The 18,575-nt window shown below is 58.5% G+C and carries 14 protein-coding genes; 4 read left to right on the forward strand and 10 right to left on the reverse strand.

Annotation, left to right across the window (positions count from 1 at the left end):
• Positions 1–212: 212 nt before the first annotated feature.
• Positions 213–3,038, forward strand: a complete 2,826-nt coding sequence (locus N1030_RS12980) for an FAD-binding and (Fe-S)-binding domain-containing protein (protein WP_265825898.1) — start codon at positions 213–215, stop codon at positions 3,036–3,038.
• A gap of 94 nt (positions 3,039–3,132) precedes the next feature.
• On the opposite strand, the gene N1030_RS12985 is transcribed toward N1030_RS12980, so the two are convergent.
• The 3 genes from N1030_RS12985 to N1030_RS12995 form a co-directional block, all read right to left on the reverse strand.
• Positions 3,133–3,711, reverse strand: a complete 579-nt coding sequence (locus N1030_RS12985; protein WP_265825899.1) for a hypothetical protein — start codon at positions 3,709–3,711, stop codon at positions 3,133–3,135.
• Between the two features lie 78 nt (positions 3,712–3,789).
• The gene (locus tag N1030_RS12990) at positions 3,790–4,365 is read right to left on the reverse strand and encodes a hypothetical protein (RefSeq protein WP_265825900.1); all 576 of its coding nucleotides are present in this window, start codon (positions 4,363–4,365) and stop codon (positions 3,790–3,792) included.
• A 446-nt stretch (positions 4,366–4,811) separates the two neighbouring features.
• A complete protein-coding gene (locus N1030_RS12995; protein ID WP_265825901.1) occupies positions 4,812–5,837 on the reverse strand; it encodes a DMT family transporter in 1,026 nt (341 codons plus the stop codon).
• Between the two features lie 141 nt (positions 5,838–5,978).
• Here N1030_RS12995 and pdxR point away from each other — a divergent pair, with 141 nt between their 5' ends.
• Together pdxR and N1030_RS13005 are read left to right on the forward strand one after the other, a co-directional pair.
• Entirely contained in the window at positions 5,979–7,508 is a 1,530-nt protein-coding gene (gene pdxR, locus N1030_RS13000; RefSeq protein ID WP_265825902.1) for a MocR-like pyridoxine biosynthesis transcription factor PdxR, read from the forward strand.
• A gap of 137 nt (positions 7,509–7,645) precedes the next feature.
• Complete coding sequence (locus N1030_RS13005; protein ID WP_265825903.1) at positions 7,646–8,449, forward strand: substrate-binding periplasmic protein; 804 nt, start codon at positions 7,646–7,648, stop codon at positions 8,447–8,449.
• A 120-nt stretch (positions 8,450–8,569) separates the two neighbouring features.
• On the opposite strand, the gene mtnA is transcribed toward N1030_RS13005, so the two are convergent.
• Positions 8,570–9,622, reverse strand: a complete 1,053-nt coding sequence (gene mtnA / locus N1030_RS13010) for an S-methyl-5-thioribose-1-phosphate isomerase (protein WP_265825904.1) — start codon at positions 9,620–9,622, stop codon at positions 8,570–8,572.
• 365 nt (positions 9,623–9,987) lie between these two features.
• Between mtnA and N1030_RS13015 the strand changes: the two genes are divergently transcribed.
• Complete coding sequence (locus tag N1030_RS13015) at positions 9,988–11,232, forward strand: GGDEF domain-containing protein (protein ID WP_265825905.1); 1,245 nt, start codon at positions 9,988–9,990, stop codon at positions 11,230–11,232.
• Between the two features lie 85 nt (positions 11,233–11,317).
• Here the strand turns inward: N1030_RS13015 and N1030_RS13020 are convergent, their stop codons facing one another.
• The 6 genes from N1030_RS13020 to N1030_RS13045 form a co-directional block, all read right to left on the reverse strand.
• The gene (locus tag N1030_RS13020; protein WP_265825906.1) at positions 11,318–12,328 is read right to left on the reverse strand and encodes an ABC transporter ATP-binding protein; all 1,011 of its coding nucleotides are present in this window, start codon (positions 12,326–12,328) and stop codon (positions 11,318–11,320) included.
• Positions 12,329–12,330: 2 nt separating this feature from the next.
• A complete protein-coding gene (locus tag N1030_RS13025; RefSeq protein WP_265825907.1) occupies positions 12,331–13,290 on the reverse strand; it encodes an ABC transporter ATP-binding protein in 960 nt (319 codons plus the stop codon).
• Between the two features lie 5 nt (positions 13,291–13,295).
• Complete coding sequence (locus N1030_RS13030; protein ID WP_265825908.1) at positions 13,296–14,201, reverse strand: ABC transporter permease; 906 nt, start codon at positions 14,199–14,201, stop codon at positions 13,296–13,298.
• A gap of 3 nt (positions 14,202–14,204) precedes the next feature.
• Positions 14,205–15,182, reverse strand: a complete 978-nt coding sequence (locus tag N1030_RS13035; RefSeq protein ID WP_265825909.1) for an ABC transporter permease — start codon at positions 15,180–15,182, stop codon at positions 14,205–14,207.
• A gap of 201 nt (positions 15,183–15,383) precedes the next feature.
• Entirely contained in the window at positions 15,384–16,937 is a 1,554-nt protein-coding gene (locus N1030_RS13040; protein ID WP_265825910.1) for an ABC transporter substrate-binding protein, read from the reverse strand.
• 434 nt (positions 16,938–17,371) lie between these two features.
• Positions 17,372–18,571 (reverse strand): MalY/PatB family protein, encoded by a 1,200-nt coding sequence (locus tag N1030_RS13045; protein WP_265825911.1) that lies wholly within the window; start codon positions 18,569–18,571, stop codon positions 17,372–17,374.
• Positions 18,572–18,575 lie beyond the last annotated feature (4 nt).

The following is an 18,575-nucleotide window of genomic DNA, read 5'->3' on the forward strand; positions in this document are numbered from 1 at the left end:
TGTGCTATAAGAAGGGTTCCTGCCCTGTCCCTTGCGGTCAGAGCGGCTAACTCGATCATACTGCTGTCCCTGCAGATGTTGGAAACGGAAGGGGAACAACACCCCCAACGCCATTACGGACTGATATGGCGTGAACCGTTGTCCGGTCGTCCGCAGAGAGAGTCGGGCATTGTGCCCTACCCGTCACACCCTGTTTGCTGGAGGAATATAGCATGTTGCCGGCACCGTATGCTGATTTCTACAAGGAAGTCCTCGACGTCGTCCCCAAGCAGAATATCTACACCGACCCGCTCCGCGTGCTCGCGTACGGCACAGATGCGAGCTTTTACCGCCTCATCCCGAAGATGGTCATCGATACCAACGTAGAGGCTGAGGTTGTTCACATTCTCAAGCTTTCCAACAAGTACCGTGTTCCGGTGACCTTCCGCGCGGCCGGAACGAGCCTTTCCGGTCAGGCAGTTTCGGATTCCGTGCTGGTCCGTCTGGGCGACGGCTGGCGCAAGTTCCGCATTTTTGACGATGCCACCCGCATCACCCTGCAGCCGGGCATCATCGGCACCAACGCCAACCGGCTGCTGGCCGAGTTCGGCAAGAAGATCGGACCGGACCCCGCATCCATCGATACCGCGAAAATCGGTGGCATTGTAGCGAACAACGCATCGGGCATGTGCTGCGGCGTAGCCGAGAACAGCTACAAGACGCTGGACAAGATGCGGCTCGTGTTCTGGGACGGCACCGTGCTCGACACCTCGGACGACAAGAGCCGCGCGGAATTCTCGCGCAAGCATCCCAATATCCTTGAACGCATCCGTCTGCTGCGTCAGGAAGTGGTGGCGGATTCCGCCCTTTCCGACCAGATCGCCCGCAAGTTCAAAATCAAGAACACCACCGGTTACAGCCTGAACGCGCTGGTGGACTTTGAAGATCCCTTCGACATCATCCAGCACCTGATGGTGGGCTCGGAAGGTTCGCTGGGCTTCATTTCCGAAGTCACCTACCGCACGGTGGTGGAACACCCCAACAAGGCATCCGCCCTGATCTTCTTCCCGGACATCAAGTCCGCGTGCGAGGCCACCATCATCCTGCGCGACACGCCTGTTTCAGCCGTGGAACTGATGGACGACCGCGCACTGCGTTCCGTCTGCGGCAAGCCGGGCATGCCCGCATGCCTGTTGGGCGAAGTCGCGGACAACACCACCGCCCTGCTGGTGGAAACCCGCGCCGGAACCAAGGCGCAGCTCACCAAGCAGATCGGCAAGATCACCAAATCCATTGAACACATTGCCAAGGTTGGCGATGTGGAATTCACCGACGTGCCTGCCGAGTTCAACCAGCTGTGGGCCGTGCGCAAGGGGCTGTTCCCCGCTGTGGGTGCCGTGCGCAAGGTGGGCACCACGGTCATTATCGAAGACGTGGCCTTCCCCATCAAGGAACTGGCAAACGCCACCCTCAGACTGCAAGAACTGCTCAAGAAATACGAATACAACGAAGCCATCATCTTCGGCCATGCGCTGGAAGGGAACCTGCACTTCGTGTTCACGCAGGACTTCTCCGAGGCCAAGGAAGTCATTCGCTATCAGGGCTTCATGGACGAAGTGTGCGCCATGGTCGTGAAGGACTACGACGGCTCGCTCAAGGCCGAGCACGGCACGGGCCGCAACATGGCTCCCTTTGTGGAAATGGAATGGGGCGCAGCCGCCTATCGCCTGATGAAGGAGATCAAGAACATCTTCGACCCCTACGGCCTGCTGAACCCCGGCGTCATCATCAACGAAGACGCAGAGGCGCACATCCGCAACCTGAAGCCGCTGCCCGCCGCGCATTCCATTGTGGATACCTGTATCGAATGCGGCTTCTGCGAACCCATCTGCCCCTCACGCAACGTCACCTTCACCCCGCGCCAGCGCATTACCGCATGGCGCGAGATCAGCCGCATGAAGGCCGGCGACGAGAAGGACAAGCTGCTCAAGAAGCTCTTCTCCGACTACAGCTACTTTGGCGACAACACCTGCGCCACGGACGGCCTGTGCGCCACCCGCTGCCCGGTGAGCATCAACACCGGTTCGTTCATCAAGAAGCTGCGCGGCGAACATGTGACCCCGCGTCAGGCCAAGGCTGCGGACTGGGTGGCAAGCAACTTCGGCACCGTTGCCAAGGTCGTGGCCAACACCCTGAAGGGCGTGAACCTTGCGCACAAGCTGCTGGGCACCACGGTAATGGATACCGGCTCGCAGACCCTGCGTGTGCTCACCCTGAAGAAACTGCCGCTGTGGAACAAGGAAATGCCCTCGGGCCTGAGCCCCGTGAAGCCGGTGCCTGTGAACCAGACCAACCCGCTCAAGGTGGTCTATTTCCCCAGCTGCATCAGCCGCACCATGGGCCCCTCGGAAGGCGATACGGAAAAAACCGAACTGCCCAGAAAGACCATCGCCCTGCTGCTCAAGGCGGGGTACGAAGTCATCTTCCCCGAGCGGCTGAACGAGCTGTGCTGCGGTCAGGCATTCGAATCCAAGGGCTTTGACGCGCAGGCGGACATGAAGTCCAAGGAACTCTCCGAAGCCCTGCTGAAGGCCAGCAACAACGGCGAATATCCCATCCTCAGCGATACCAGCCCCTGTCTGTACCGCATGAAGGATACCATGGATAAGCGCCTCACCCTGTTCGAACCCATCGAGTTCGTACTGACGCACCTGAAGGACAAGCTCCGCTTCACCAAGGTGCCCAGATCCGTGGCCCTGCACGCCACCTGCACCGCCCGCAAAATGGGGCTGGACGGCAAGTTCAAGGAGCTGGCCGAACTGTGCGCCGAACAGGTTGTGATGCCGGAAAACGTGTTCTGCTGCGGCTTCGCAGGCGACCGGGGCTTCCGGTATCCGGAACTGAACAAGGCCGCGCTGGCCGAGCTGAAGGCGCAGGTGGAGCACTGCTCGGAAGGGTATTCCACCTCCCGCACCTGCGAGGTGGGTCTGGCGCTGCACGCCACCATTCCGTACCGGAACGTGATCTACCTTGTGGATGAGGCGACCAGACCGCTGTAACGGCTGGCCTGTGTTGCATGGAGACTGAAAGACAACAGCCGGAGCATTTGCTCCGGCTGTTTTTTGTATCATTCAGCAACGTATGCTGACGGTCTCACTCTTTTCTCTTTGTCACGCGCTCGATTGGCGCTCCTATCAACTCGGCAAGCGCGTCATCATGCCGCAAGTAGACAACATATGGTTCTTTTTTTGCTGTATAGATATTCCACACAGGGACATTTACTGTCGTGCTACAATAAGGAATTTCCTTAATCATCAACTCCGTCCTGATAACGGCCTGACACAAAACACGGTGCTCCCGGGACAGCAAGCCCCTCCTCATGACTATATGCACCCCGTCAGAGGCTATGAATGCCCCCAGAGATAACAACATAACCGTATACAAAAACAAGAAAATCATAATGCCTATATCATCAGTGTTTAACCAGCCCTTTAACTGAAGGTCGCTTTCTGTACCCCAAAGCACCAGTGCTGTTATAAGAATGATCGCAACCTGAGATCTGCCTTTACAACTCACAAACACTTCCCCGGCGGGCTCGCAGTTGGCTCTGAATCTGCTGAGTGCATACACCTTCCTGTAATCGCCATAGCGCAACCGCAAGAACAGAAATACGGCAAAATGAGAGGCCAGATAAACCAGAGTTCCGACCGGAAGGGGAGAGGGAGCTTTCATATCATGTTTCCCGTTAGCTAAAAGCTAAAGCAACAAACTTACAGCCGCGGCTTCTCTGAATGCAATACCGGCAATCCTTCATCGATCTAGCCATCGATCGACAGGTGCCCCAATCAGCGCGGCAAGCTCTTCGGAATGCCTGGCCGTAATGATATATTTCTCACCCCGAGAAGTATGTATGCGCCATTCGTCATATCCCGCGACCTCTCCGAGGGCACCGGGGTAAGACCTGTTTGCCATTTCAGTCAGCACCACGTCTGAGCACGGAATGCAGTATTCACGCTTTTTGATGCCCTTACGCATAACCAGACTCTTCCCATCAGAGGCGATAAAGTCGCCCCAACCGCTCTGCCAGAGGCGGTAAATGAATACAAACATGCACACAAAGCCGATCTTAGAGAGCATAGCCCCCCCTGCCGGGAGCACCACCTCGAGTATCCAGAATGAAAACGCCGCCACAAGGGACCCCAAGATCAAATAAGGCCTGCAATACGTCACAGCCACTTCCCCTGCAGGCTGGCAATTGGCACTGAATCTGTGAAGGGCATAGGCCTTTCTGTAATCGCCATAGCGCGTTCGCAGGAACAGCATTACGACCCAGTGGGCGGCCAGAAAGAGCAATGTTGCGATAGGAAAAGGGAAAGATCCTTTCATGATTCACCCCGCTTTGCAGGACGAATGAAGGAGAACCGCGTCAGAAAAGCGGCAGAGCAGGCGGAACGCGGCAGATCGGCGTCCCGAAACAAGGAAGGATTGTGCCCGCAACGGTGCCCTGCGGAAACGGAGGCATTGCAAAGGCACTGCTCTGGTGCGCAGGAAAAGCGGCCAAAAGACAGCCCAGATGGCAAGTCTGATCTCTGGGAAAACGGTAGGCCGGAAAGACGACAGTGCATTCGGGATAACTCCTCTCGGCACGCCCCGAGCACGCCGGTAACAAGTATCCCCCCTATGGGGCAGGAGTTTGCTACACAACCCCAGCTCCGTCAATTACTCATGTTAACATCCCTAATAAACTCACAATAAAAAGACAACACATCGTCACCTATTGATAAGCGTTCGGATGCACTCCGATCACTTTCAATGCTTCACCCCCTACGCATCTAGGCTTCCGGCTCGGCTACAGGTTCGCCGACAAGGGCACGTGCTCTCCACGTCTCCATGGCGGCAACCTTCCGCCTGCGCATGCCCGCCACTCTCAGCACCACAACGCCGCACAGAATGAGCGCCGCACCGGTCCATTGAATGGGGGTCATGCGCTCGCCCAGCGCCCAGTAGGCAACAACAGCCGTCAGCGCCGGTTCCAAGGTCAGGATGATGTTCGCCACCGAGGAAGGCAGATAGCACAGGGACACGTTGTACAGCCCGAATCCCAGCAGGGTCGGACCTGCAGCGAGCACGAACAGGGCCAGCCAGCCGCCCCACTGGAGGCGCTCCGGTGCCATCTCGGAAAGGGAGGTCGCGGCAAGCCCCAGTTCCGGCTTCAGATTGCCCATGATCAGGTTTAACAGGGAAAGGAACAGCACCGCAAAGGCAAAGGTGTAAAGTAGTGTCACCCATGGCTGCAATCCGCGATTTCCGGCCGTGCGGCCCATGATGCTGTAGCCCGCATACAGCAGGCCGGAGGCGATGCCCGCCCCTGCTCCGAGCGCGTTCAGCCGCCATGTCTCCGCATTCAGGGCATCGGCCACCAACACGCAGCCAGCAATGCACAGAGCCACGGCAATCAGCTTGGAGACACCAAGCGCTTCACCAAAGAACATCCTGCCCAGCACCACCGTGTAGGCCGCCGAACAGTAGACCAGCACCGTCCCTACTGCGGCCCCGTTGAGAATGACCGTGGTGGTCCACATGGAATTGAACACCGCCAGCATGCCGCCGTAACAGACAAAGAACCTCCAGTGCTCGCGCAGAGGCTCCAGCACGGCAACGCCACGCAGCGCAAGGGCGCAGACAAGCACCGCACAGACCATGCTGTTACGCCAGAAGGCCAGCACCATAGGGGCCAGGTGGTAGGTATCGCCGATATATTTGATCAGAATGCCCGTGAAGGACAGCATCACCGCGCTGGCTACGGCGATGGTGTAGCCCTTGCCCGCGGCGCTGCCCGCTGTATCTGTTACGCTCATCCGTCTTCTCCTGTCAGAACCTGCTTTCACAACGAATTGTTCTGATAAACAGATACCGGCAGGATTGACCCCTTTGAAAGGCATGGTTTATATGAAAAACAACCATGCCAATTTTACACCCTTTCCAAGGATGACAGCACAATGCGTATTCCGCTGGACAGAGAGAGCGGCAGCCCGCTCTATTCACAGATCGCCGCCTTCATCCGCGAGGGCATAGAATCGCACGCCCTGCCTGCGGGCATGCGCCTGCCCGCCATACGCAAACTTGCCCTGGAGCTGGGGGTGAACCGCATCACGGTGGAAAACGCCTATGCAGAACTGGAGGCCGCCGGACTGCTTGCGGCCCGCGTAGGCAGCGGCACCTTCATCCTTCCGCCCTTCCCTGACGTACGCAGGAGCCCAGCCGCCTCAAGACATACGGAAGCTAGTACGAAGTGTAATACGAAGTGTGACACATGGCCCGCATGGCAGCAGACCGTGGTGGAGCGCTTCAGTTCCCTGCCCGCCAAACCGCCCATTCCGCTGCTCACGCACAGCCCCGACAGAAACATCATCTCGCTGAACTGCGGCAACAGCGATCCCGCCCTCTACCCACTGGATGAGCTGCGGGCCAGCCTGCGCGACACCCTGCGCAAGGAAGGCACCGATGCCGGTGAATATGCCGACATGGCCGGTTACGCCCCCCTGCGGCGCACCATTTCGCACGTGCTGGCGGATCAGGGCATTCCTGCCGCCACGGACGACATCATCATCACCTCCGGCTCCCAGCAGGCCTTGGCACTGGTGACACAGCTGCTCACCCGCCATGGTGACACGGTCGTCACGGAAGGCCCCTCCTATGCCGACGGCATGGACCTGTTCCGCGCCCGCGGCCTGAACATCATCCAGATTCCCATGGATGCCGAGGGCATGCGCATGGACAAGCTGGAGGAAGCGCTCAGGGCACACAGCCCCAAGCTCATCTTCACCATGCCCAACTTCCAGAATCCCACAGGCATCTGCATGAGCGGACAACGCAGGCGGCAGCTGGTGCAGTTGGCCGCAGCCTATGCCGTGCCCCTTGTGGAAGATGATTTCGTGGGAGACCTGCGATACGAAGGACACGCCCAGCCCGCCCTGAAGGCGCTGGCGGCCAAGGGCGCATGCTTCTACATGGGCACCTTTTCCAAGATGCTCATGCCGGGGCTGCGCGTGGGGTACATGGTGGCGGAAGGCCCCGTGCGCGACCTGCTGGTGCGCTGCAAACGCCTGAACGACATCTCCTCTTCAGGAGTCATCCAGCGGGCCCTGTACCGCTTCGTGTCCGTGGGCAGGCATCGCACGCACCTTTCCCGCTCGTGCAGCATCTACCGCAGACGACGCGACGCCCTGCTCGCCGCCTGCGCCGAATATCTGCCGGAGGACATCACGGTCAGCCCCGTTACAGGCGGCCTCTTCGCATGGTGCACCCTGCCGCCGGACCTGACCGCCACTGCCGTAACCGAAGCCGCCCTGAACAACGGGGTGGCCGTTGCTCCGGGTACAGCCTTTTTCCTCAATCCTGCGGATGGAGAACGATTCCTGCGGCTCAATGTCACCCTGCATGACGCGGAGGTGATACGTGAGGCCATGCGCAGGCTGGGGCGGGCCTGCGAAACGCTACGGCAACAACAGGATGCTTTTGCGAAATAATAGCACTATGCATCGGGGCACCGCCTGCTTGAAGCAATTACGCCTGCACCTCCCCTTACATGACAGAAATATTCGCTTGTCAAATAACACAAAGCAATTGTATTCGAAACCAGCACTCCATCTTTTTACGGTATTGCATGTATACATTTTCCACACATCACCTGCGGTGCATCTGCATAGCATTCATCCTCTGCCTGCTACTGGCTTTTGCGGGCCATTCTGCGGCCCAGCCCGTAAGACCGGACAAACTCATAGCCTCCATCGGCCCTCAAGGCTGGCCTCCTTTTCTCATAAGGGCCGAAAAGCCCGAGGACAGCTCTGGCATCATGTTGGAAGTATTGCGGCGGATAACGCAACGAACCGGCGTACAGCTGCAGATAGTGGAGTATCCCGAAAAACGGGCCATGGCCGTGCTGGGCTCAGACAAGCTGCACGTGTACTTCAAGAGCCCCAACTGGGTACACAATCCCCAAAGATACCTGTGGAGCGACACCGTTCTGGATATTGCAGAGGTGGTCATTTCCCGACGCGCCGTCCCCTATTCTCCCGACGATATTGCCAGCGACCAGAGCCTTACATTGGGTACCGTGCTCGGCTTTCTCTATCCGGAATTCTCCGATGGTTTCATGTCCGGCAGGCTTAGCCGCTCGGATTGCTCCACCCCCTACGAGTCGTTGCGTATGTTGCAGTTGCGCAGAGTGGATGCCGTGCTCGATTGCGAATATGTCACGCGCTATTACATGCAGAACAATCCTTCCTTCCGCGACGAGTTCGTCATCAGCAAGCCCTACACGCCAAAGCATGGCTACGGCTTTGTCTTCGGCAATACGCAGGAGCTGGCTGACTATCTGCCGATCTTCAATGCCGAACTCGCCCGCATGAAAAAGAACGGCGAACTGCAGGAAATCATAGAGCGCTACATCGGCAGCACCCCGAAGTAATCAAGGCTGCGCCTTTACTCCCTGGTAAAACAGACAAAAGGGGAACACGGAAATACCGTGTTCCCCTTTGCACTTTCTACACGACAGACCTAATGCACCGGCAACAGCCGGACAGACCTGCTATTCGATGCCCGCGTCTTTGAACGCCTTGGCAATGGATTCCGCATAGGGAGCACGCAGCACACCCACTTCCGTGATGATGCCTGCGATCAACTCGTTGGGGGTGGCGTCGAAGGCAAAGTTGTATACCGGAACGCCGTCCGGGGTGATCTGGGTTTCGCCCACATGGGTCACTTCACGTGGGGTACGGTCTTCAATGGGGGTGGAATCGCCGTCGGGCATGTTGCGGTCGATGGTGGAAAGCGGCGCGGCAACATAGAAGGGAACGCCGTGTTCACGGGCCAGCAGGGCCACGGAATAGGTGCCGATCTTGTTCACGGCATCGCCGTTGGCAGCCACGCGGTCTGCGCCCACCACCACCTTCTGCACCATGCCGCGGCGCATGAGCAGGCCGCAGGCGTTGTCGCAGGCAACGGTGACGGGAATGTTGTCTTCCTTCAGTTCATAGGCGGTCAGGCGTGCGCCCTGCAGGAAGGGGCGGGTCTCATTGGCGATAACCTTGATGCCCTTCTTGCCCGCGTCAATGGCACCACGAACAACACCCAGCGCGGTACCATAACCGGCGGTTGCCAACGCACCCGCGTTGCAGTGGGTCATTACGGTGTCGCCGTCGTCAATGACGGTTGCCCCGTGTGCGCCCATGCGGGTGTTGATCTCAATATCTTCTTTATGCACAAGTTTGGCTTCGGTCAGCCACAGGGCCACCAGCGCCTCGCGGTCCAGCCCCTCGTTGGCGGCCCAGAGCGTCTTCATGCGTTCCACGCCCCAGCGCAGGTTCACGGCCGTGGGACGCGCCTCTGCGATGAGTTCCAGCTTTTCCTTCAGAGCCGTCTTCCAGTCAGCCTCACCGGCAACTTCCATGGCCGCCAGCACGCAGCCATAGGCCGCGGTCACGCCGATAGCGGGAGCGCCGCGCACCACCATGGTCTGCAGGGCGTAGATGGTGTCCTGCGTATTGCGGCAGAAAAAGTCGTCTTCACGGGAGGGCAGATAGCGCTGGTCAAGCAGGACAAGCGCGTTGTCCTTGTCGGAATAACGGATATGGCGTTCCATTCGATTCGTCCTTGCGGCTTGAAGGTTGTTTGCAGTGCAGCTAGATTATTGAATTTTGTCTCAGGCGGGCGAGAGCCATGCGGCCTCTGCCCCCCGCGAGCGCGATGGGAGCCATCACGTGTACCATGAAATCCGAACGCGCTTCGGCCCCGCGTCTGGATACCCCCTTACGCCGGTACGGGCAAGTCACGAAACAGTGCCGGCTCCTTCAAACTGCAACCGTCCGAACACCGTTTCTCCCTCCTTTACAATTTTCATGGCGCGCCACGCCTGCCTGCCGTTGCCCCTGTCGCCCCTTCGCGCTACACTCTGTACATGTTTCGACACACTCACCCTGTTTTATTGACTATCGGAGATCTTTCGGCATGACTGCCCTGTTCAGAATCTTCATTGCGCTTGTGGTGCCCGTGGCGCTGGTTATCGGAGCCTTCTTCGTGGCTGCCAAACCGGCAAGGCTTCCTTCCGCGCTGCTCCCCATGCTGCCTGCCCTTCCCTACATCTTCAGTTTGACGGGCATAGCGCTTGCGTGGCGGTTCAAGCGCAGCCGCAGCGTCTTCCTGCTGCTTCTGCTTGCTGCAGGCTGCTGGATAACCACCAGCTTTCTGCCGGAGGCCCCCGTCTCAGCACTCAACGTCAAACTCGGCTACGCCGCCACCTGCTTTCTGCTGCCGCTCAACATCGGTGTTCTTGAACTGCTGGAAGACCGTGGCGTGCTCACCGGCTGGGGGATTCTGCATTTCAGCGCCGTCCTTGCGCAAGCCGTTGCGGTCTTGCTGCTGATGACCGCAGGCACCATGCTCAGCCCTGAATCGGCACATGCCGTCATAGACATGGCCCAGCGCATCGTCTACTTCCGCCTGCTGCCGGAATGGGCGGACAGCTGGACCTATATTCCGCAGATGGCTCTGGTACTCTCCGGCATCATGATTCTGGGGCTGGTGATCCACCTTGCGGTTGCCCCCACCGCCAGAGATGCCATGCACGGCGCGCTGGTCACCACCATAGTCTGCGCCATGGCAGGGCTGCACCACGTGGAACAGCCCGATCAGGCAGCTCTCTTTTTCAGCGTGGGAGCGCTCATTGTCACCCTGACCCTGTTTCAGGAATCCTACTCCATGGCCTTTGCCGACGAACTCACGGGCCTGCCCGGACGCCGCGCCCTCATGGCCGACTGCAAGAAGCTGGGCCGCAAGTACGCCATTGCCATGTGCGACATAGACCACTTCAAGAAGTTCAACGATACCTACGGACATGACGTGGGTGACGACGTGCTACGCATGGTGGCAGGCCATCTTTCTCGCGTTACCGGGGGCGGCACCGCCTACCGCTACGGGGGTGAGGAATTTACCGTGCTGTTCCCCAAGGGCACGACCATTGAGGCGGCTCCGCACCTTGATGCTGTGCGCGAAACCATTGCCCGCGCCGAGTTCCGCATCCGCGGCCCCCTGCCCAAGAAAGCCCGAGGCAAGAGCGTGGTGACCGTGACCATCTCCATCGGCGTTGCGGAACGCACGGACGAGGCGACCACGCCGGAAGAGGTCATCAAGGTTGCTGACGGATTGCTGTATCAGGCCAAGAAGGCAGGCAGGAATAAGGTCGTGGCTGGCTAGCCCCTCCCCGCAATACGCAAAAAAGCCCGTTTCCGGCACAAAAAGGCCGGAAACGGGCTTTGTCATTCATAACCCGTAAATGGCGCTAGATACGCCCTTCCTCGACGCCGTGGCAGGCCACCACGGTGCCGCTCTCAAGCGTTCTGGCTGCGGGAACCTCGCGCTTGCAGCGATCATTGGCATGCGGACAACGGCCATGGAACACACAGCCGGTGGGCAGATTGATGGGCGTGGGCACATCGCCGGTAAGCTTGATGTGCTGGAAGCCCTTGCCGATGCGCGGAATGGCCGACAGAAGCGCCTTGGTGTAGGGGTGCTGCGGATTGTCGAACAGCTCCTTGGAGGTGGCCAGTTCGCACAGGGAACCCAGATACAGCACGGCCACACGGTCGGAGATATGCTCAACAACCGAAAGGTCATGGCTGATGAACAGGTAGGTCAGCTTGCGCTGCTCCTGCAGGTCCATCATCAGGTTGAGCACCTGCGCCTGAATGGACACGTCCAGTGCGGAAATGGGCTCGTCCGCCACGATGAATTCAGGGTCCAGCACCAGAGCGCGCGCAATGGAGATACGCTGACGCTGGCCGCCGGAGAATTCATGCGGATAGCGCTCCGCCCACTGGGGGTTGATGCCCACCTGCTCCATCACTTCCGCCACCTTCTCACGCACCTGCGCATCGCTGAGCTCGGGCTTGTGGAAGCGCACGGGCTCTTCGAGAATCTGGCGCACACGCATACGCGGGTTCAGCGAGGCATAAGGGTCCTGAAAGACCATCTGCGCCTTGGTGCGGAACGGACGACGCTTGGTGCCCTGCAGGTTGTCTATGCGCTGGTTGCGGTAGTGAATCTCGCCGCTGGTGGGAGGATACAGGCCGATGACCACGCGGGCGAGCGTGGACTTGCCGCAGCCGGATTCGCCCACCACGGAGAGGGTCTCCCCTTCCATGATGTCGAGGCTGACGTTGTTCACCGCATGCACCACGGAACGGTTGCGGACGATCTTGCCGCCGGAGAGGGACAGCTGGTCCAGCAGACCGCCGGAGATGTCAAAGTGCTTTACGACATTCTTTATGCTTACAAGAGGCGTATTACCCATGACTACTCCAGTTCGTGACAGGCGGCGTGCACGCCGGATTTCTTGAGCTCAAGCTGCGGAACCTTGGAAAGACAGATGTCCTTGCAAAGCTCGCAACGATTGTTGAAGGCACAACCATCCGGAATATCCGTCAGGCTGGGCATGCTGCCGGGAATCTGGTTCAGGCGCAGGCCGGTAGCCCCTTCGGGCAGCGCGGCGATAAGGCCCTTGGTGTAGGGATGCTGCGGGTTGCTGCACACCTGCTCCGTATCGCCCAGTTCCACGATGCTGCCCGCATACATAACGGCAACCTTCTGGGTCACCTGCGACACAACGCCGAGGTCGTGGGTGATGAGAATGAGCCCCATGTTCTCATTCTCGCAAAGCTCCAGCAGCAGGTCCATGATCTCGGCCTGAATGGTCACGTCCAGTGCGGTGGTGGGCTCGTCCGCGATGATGAGCGCGGGGTCCGTAAGCAGCGCAATGGCGATGACGATGCGCTGACGCATGCCGCCCGAGAACTCGTGCGGGTACTGCTTCAGGCGCTTTTCCGGCGAGTTGATGTACACCTTGCGCAGCTTGTCGATGGCGATGGCCTCCGCCTCCTTCTTGGTGACTTTCTTGTGGGCCATCAGGGTTTCGACCATCTGCGTTCCGATGGTGAGCACCGGATTCAGGGTCATCATGGGATCCTGGAAGATCATGCTGATGCGGTTACCGCGCACCTGACGCATTTCTTCTTCGGAAAGGGTCGCAAGGTCGCGACCGTCAAACCAGACCGAGCCGCCTGCAAGGAAGCCCGGCTTGGAGATCAGATTGATTATGGAAAAACCCGTTACCGATTTGCCCGCGCCGGACTCGCCCACAAGGCCGAGACGCTCTCCGCGCTTCAGCGAGAAGGAGACATTGTTCACAGCGGTGAGCGCATAGTCGCGCAGGGCAAACTTGACGGTCAGGTTTCGTACGTCAAGCAAAGTATCCATGTTCCCTAGTCCTTATAGAGTTTGGGATTCAGGAAATCCCGCAGCCAGTCGCCCAGCAGGTTGATGGAAAGCACCAGCAGCACCAGTACCAGACCCGGGAACAGGGTAATCCACCAGCTTCCGCTCAGCACGTAGGTAAAACCGGACTTGATGAGCGAGCCGAGAGAAGGCTGGTTGGCAGGCATGCCGAGGCCGAGGAAGGAAAGCGCCGCTTCACTCATGACCGCGTTGGCCACCTGCACGGTGGAGATGACGAGCACGGGGGTGAGCGTGTTGGGCAGAATGTGGCGCCACATGATGCGCGAGGGCTTCAGGCCGATAACGCGCGCGGCTTCCACATATTCCTTCTTTTTTTCCGCAAGCACCGAGGCGCGGACGGTACGGGCATACTGCGGCCATTCCGAAATCCCGATAACGAAGACGAGGAACGGCAGCGCGATGTTGGCGTATCCGGCAACGCCGAAGGCCGTCTGCAGGATGGCACCGAAGAAGATGGCCACCATGTAGGAGGAGAAGGACAGCTGCACGTCAGTGATTCGCATCAGGATGGAGTCGATCTTGCCCCCCTTGTAGCCGGAGACCAGCCCCACGAGGATGCCAAGGCTGGCCTGCAGCGCAACCGCGCCAAGGCCGATGAGCAGGGATACGCGTGCGCCGTACAGGATGGTGGACCAGATGTCGCGGCCCTGCGCGTCGGTACCGAAGAGGAACTTCTCGCCGGAAATCCATGCGGGCGCGATTTCTGCGTCCATGATGTCGATGGCGGAACCGTCATACGGATTCTGTGTGGCCAGCAGCGGCGCAAAAAGCGCCAGCACAACCAGCACCAGCAGAATAAGGAAGCTGCAGACCGCTACAGGGTCGCGCAGGAAGCTGTACAGAAAGTAGGATTGGCGGAATTTTTTCCACATGGTCTATTTCCTCCCCGAGATACGGACCATGGGGTTCACCAGGCCGTAGATGATATCCACCACCGTGTTCACGGTGACGAAGAGTGCGCCTACAAAGACAAGGTAGGCAACAAGCAGGGAGGTGTCGGAACGTTCAACGGCTTCAATGAACATGAAGCCCATACCCTGCCACTGGAACACGGTTTCGGTCAGAATGGTGTAGGCAATCATGATGCCTATCTGCACGCCGCCCACGGTAATAACCGGCAGCAACGTATTCTTGAACCCGTGTACCATGAGGATGCGCCACGGCTTAAGGCCCTTGGCGCGGGCGAACTTCACGTATTCCGTCTGCATCACTTCCTTCATTTCCGCACGAATGAGGCGGATGAAGAGCGGCAGCATGATGGAGGACAAGGCAATGGAAGGAAGAATGAGGTGCTTCAGGCCATCCACCGTAAGCAGGCCGGAATCCCAGAAGCCCCATAGTCGCACTGTCTCGCCGCGTCCGTACGATGGCAACCAGTGCAGTTCAACCGCAAAGAGATATATGAGCAGGATTGCGGTAAGGAAGACGGGGACTGAGACCCCTACAATACTGAATCCCATGATAAAGCGGGCCAGTCCCGACTTGGGCTTCACCGCGGCATAGATACCGGCGGGCGTGGAGACCAGCAGAATGATCATGGCGCTGCAGAACACCAGTTCCAGCGTTGCGGGCGCCTTTTTCAGAATCACTTCTGTCGCGGGTTTGCGGTAAAAGAACGAACGGCCGAGGTCGCCATGGAGCGCATTGTTCACAAAGCGGGTCCATTGCACCACGATCGGATCATTCAAGCCAAGCTTGTCCCGAAGGGCCTCGCGCTCTTCGGCAGACACGGACATGCCTACCATTTCGCGCACAGGATCCCCGAAGGAATACTTGATGCCAAAGCCGATGATGGAGATGACGAACATGACGAGGAGGGCCTGCGCCACGCGTCGTATGATGAACGCGAACATAACGGTTTAGTATCTTTATGAGTTATAAGTAATGCTGTGCAGTTGCCCAGACACGGGAGAACCGGCGCGGGGCCGGTTCCTTATTGTTGGTCCTTTCCAAAGTTGCCTAGTTGCGACGGCGGACCCCCGCCGCCGCTCAAAGTCACTTTGAAAAGGAGAAGCCGGAGCGGGGGGCCGCTCCGGCATTTCATCCATTCAAGGCTATTGCATTACCAGATCGCCAAAGTAGGGGAAGTCCATACCGTTAACGATGGCCTGGGCGTTCTTCACGTTCTTGGAAGCGGCCCAGGAAAGGTCCTGCCAGTGCAGCGGAATAAAGGCTGCGTCTTCGTACAGGATCTTTTCAACCTTCTGCAGCATGGCGGTACGCTTGGCTACGTCGGTTTCAGCGTTGGAATCAGTGATGAGCTTGTCAACTTCGGGATTGCAGTAATCGCCGGAGTTGTAAGCGCCCATACCGGTTTCCTTGTTGCGGCACATGAGCAGGTATTCGGTGAAGTTAGCGGAGTCTTCGGTATCGGAGTGCCAGCCGATCATCTGGATGTCGGCTACCTGTGCGTCGAACTCATCCCAGTACTGAGCCTTGGGCATGGTCTTCAGGTTAACCTTGATGCCGATCTTGTCCATCATGGCTACGAAGGCCTGAGCAATGGCTTCGTCCTTCACGTAGCGGTTGTTGGGGGCGATCATGGTCACTTCGAAGCCCTTTTCGAAACCGGCTTCCTTCATGAGCTGCTTGGCCTTCTCAACGTCGAAACGGGGGGTCAGTTCTTCAACGTAGCCGAGGTAACCCTTGGGGCTCTGCTGACCGGCAACGGTGGAGCGGCCCTTGAGAATCTTCTTCACGATACCGGCGTTGTTGGTAGCATATGCTACAGCCTGACGAACGCGCTTGTCGGCAAATGCGGGCACGCGCTTCTGGTTGAGCTGCAGGGTGATGATACGGGTACCGGAAAGGGTGATCAGGTCAACGTTCTTGGCTTCGTCAAGACGGTCGTAGTCCTGGGGGGGAACGGGCTGAATCCAGTCGACGTCGCCGGAAAGGATGGAAGCAACGCGGGTAGCTTCGTTGGCGATGGGCTTGAATTCGATAACGTCAAGGTTACCGCGGGGGCCCCAGTAGCCGTCGAACTTGGTGAGCAGCAGCTTAACGCCCTGTTCACGCTCGGTCACAACGAAGGGACCGGTGCCGGATTCGTTGTCGTTGGCAAAGGAAGGACCGGACTTCACGATGGCGCCCTTGTCCTGACCTGCAGCGTCCTTGCCAGTGTAGAAAGCGCTGTCCATGGGGAAGATGTAGGTAGCCATGTTCATGAGCAGGGGGTAGGCAACCTTGGTCTTCAGATCAACAGTGTAATCGTCAACAACAACGGCGGGTTCGAATACTTCGAACAGGCCCTTGAAGTCGGGGGAAACTTTCAGACGGTCAAGGGTCCAGGCAACGTCCTTGGCGGTAAAGGAGTTACCGCTATGGAACTTAACACCCTTGCGCAGGTGAAAACGCATGGTCATGGGATCAAGACGTTCCCACTTCTCGGCCAGACGGCCTTCGAACTGCATGTCCTGGGTCCAGCGAACCAGCGGATCGAAGACCATGTGGGAATACTGCAGCATGCCGCCGGAAAGCTGAACATGCGGGTCAAGGGACACCGGGTCGGCGTCCATGGCGAGACGCAGGGTCTTGCCGGCCATTGCGGGAACAGCAAACAGCGCCAGAGCAAGAGCCAGCACCATTGCGGAAACAAAACGTTTCATCCAGTACCTCCAGTACTCTTTCAAACAGGTTTACCTACCTCAACGACGGATCGTTGCCACATTCCTATAGCAAAAAAACCATGATCCGGAATACCCCCGGCATCACAGCCCATCGATCCAAAGTAAACAACAGGAAAGCGACTTATCCAACCCATGAACGGGGTTCAAGTCAAGTGATTTCTAACAGAAAAAGGTCAATGTTGTTATGTTGATACGACTAAAACGCCCCTCTCGGAAACGCGATTGTCACTCTTGGAGCAATTTTTCACAATTAGTGACGCGGGGTTGCAGCTGTCTGTGCGCACAATGGCCCAAAGGAAGCCTCAGGCAAAAAATGTTGCAAAAAAACTTCGTGGATATCCCCGAAAGCACCCCTCCCATTTGGAGAGACCTGAAAAACCGGCACGCCATTTTGCTCCATCATGCAGCACAGGTCAGACCAGCACCTGCACAAACCGCTGTAACGCCTCTGAAAGCTGGCTTTTGGCGCATGCGAAATTCAACCGCATGCAGCTCTCTCCGCCGGGGCCGAAGGTATGGCCGTGATTCAGGGCCAGACGGGCCTCCTGCTGAATACGGCGGACCACCTCCTGCATGTCGCGCCCGGTTTCCGCACAGTAGCCGCTGAAATCGAGCCACGCGAGGTAGGTGCCCTCCAGCGGCATGGTAGATACGGAAGACAGGCCCGCCACCGCCTGCGCAACAGCGTCTCGGTTTGCAGCGAGATACGGCAGCAGGGTGTCCAGCCAGTCGTCGCCCTGCGTATAGGCCGCCGTGGCCGCCGCCATGCCGAAGGCGTTCGGCAGGAACATGCCCGCACGGTGCATCTGCCGTTCAAACTGCCGGTGCAGCGCAGGGTCGGAGATGATCACATTGCCCGTAAGCGTACCTGCAAGGTTGAAAGTCTTCGTGGCCGAGGTGCAGGTAATGGTGCGCGCCGCAACTTCCGGCGACAGCGAGGCCATGACCGTATGCGGATGCCCCGCATCGCCGTACACGAGATCGTGATGAATCTCGTCGGACACGATGAGCACGTCATGACGACAGCACATCTCGGCCAGACGCTCCAGCTCCTGCCGCGTCCACACGCGCCCGCCGGGATTGTGGGGGCTGCACAGGACGATCATGCGCGTGCGCCCGTCCATCTGCGCCTCCAGCGCGTCAAAATCCATCTCGTACTTGCCCTGCCCGTTGCGGACCAGCCTGTTGGCCGTCACACGGCAACCGTTGTTCCGCACGGCCCCGAAGAAGGGATAATACACGGGCGTCTGGAGAATGACATTGTCTCCGGGACGGCAGAAGGCCTGCACGATGGTGTTCACGGCCATGACGATGCCGTGGGTGGCGAATATCCACTCTGGCTTGATGGTCCAACCGTGCCTGCCCTGCATCCATCCGGCAATGGCGGCATGATATTCCCTGTAGTCACCGGTGTAGCCCAGCACGCCTTCCAACATGGAGGCCAGCGCCTCCTTCACCGCAGGCGGCGGCAGGAATTCCATATCCGCCACCCAGAGCGGAATGCCCCCATCTGCAGGAGAAACGCCGAAATAGGCCTGCATGTCATCCCATTTTTCGCAATGGGTGTTGTTGCGGTTGATGACGGTATCAAAATCGAAGCGGGATACGGACACGGGC

The organism is Desulfovibrio mangrovi (assembly GCF_026230175.1).
GTDB classification, from domain to species: domain Bacteria; phylum Desulfobacterota; class Desulfovibrionia; order Desulfovibrionales; family Desulfovibrionaceae; genus Halodesulfovibrio; species Halodesulfovibrio mangrovi.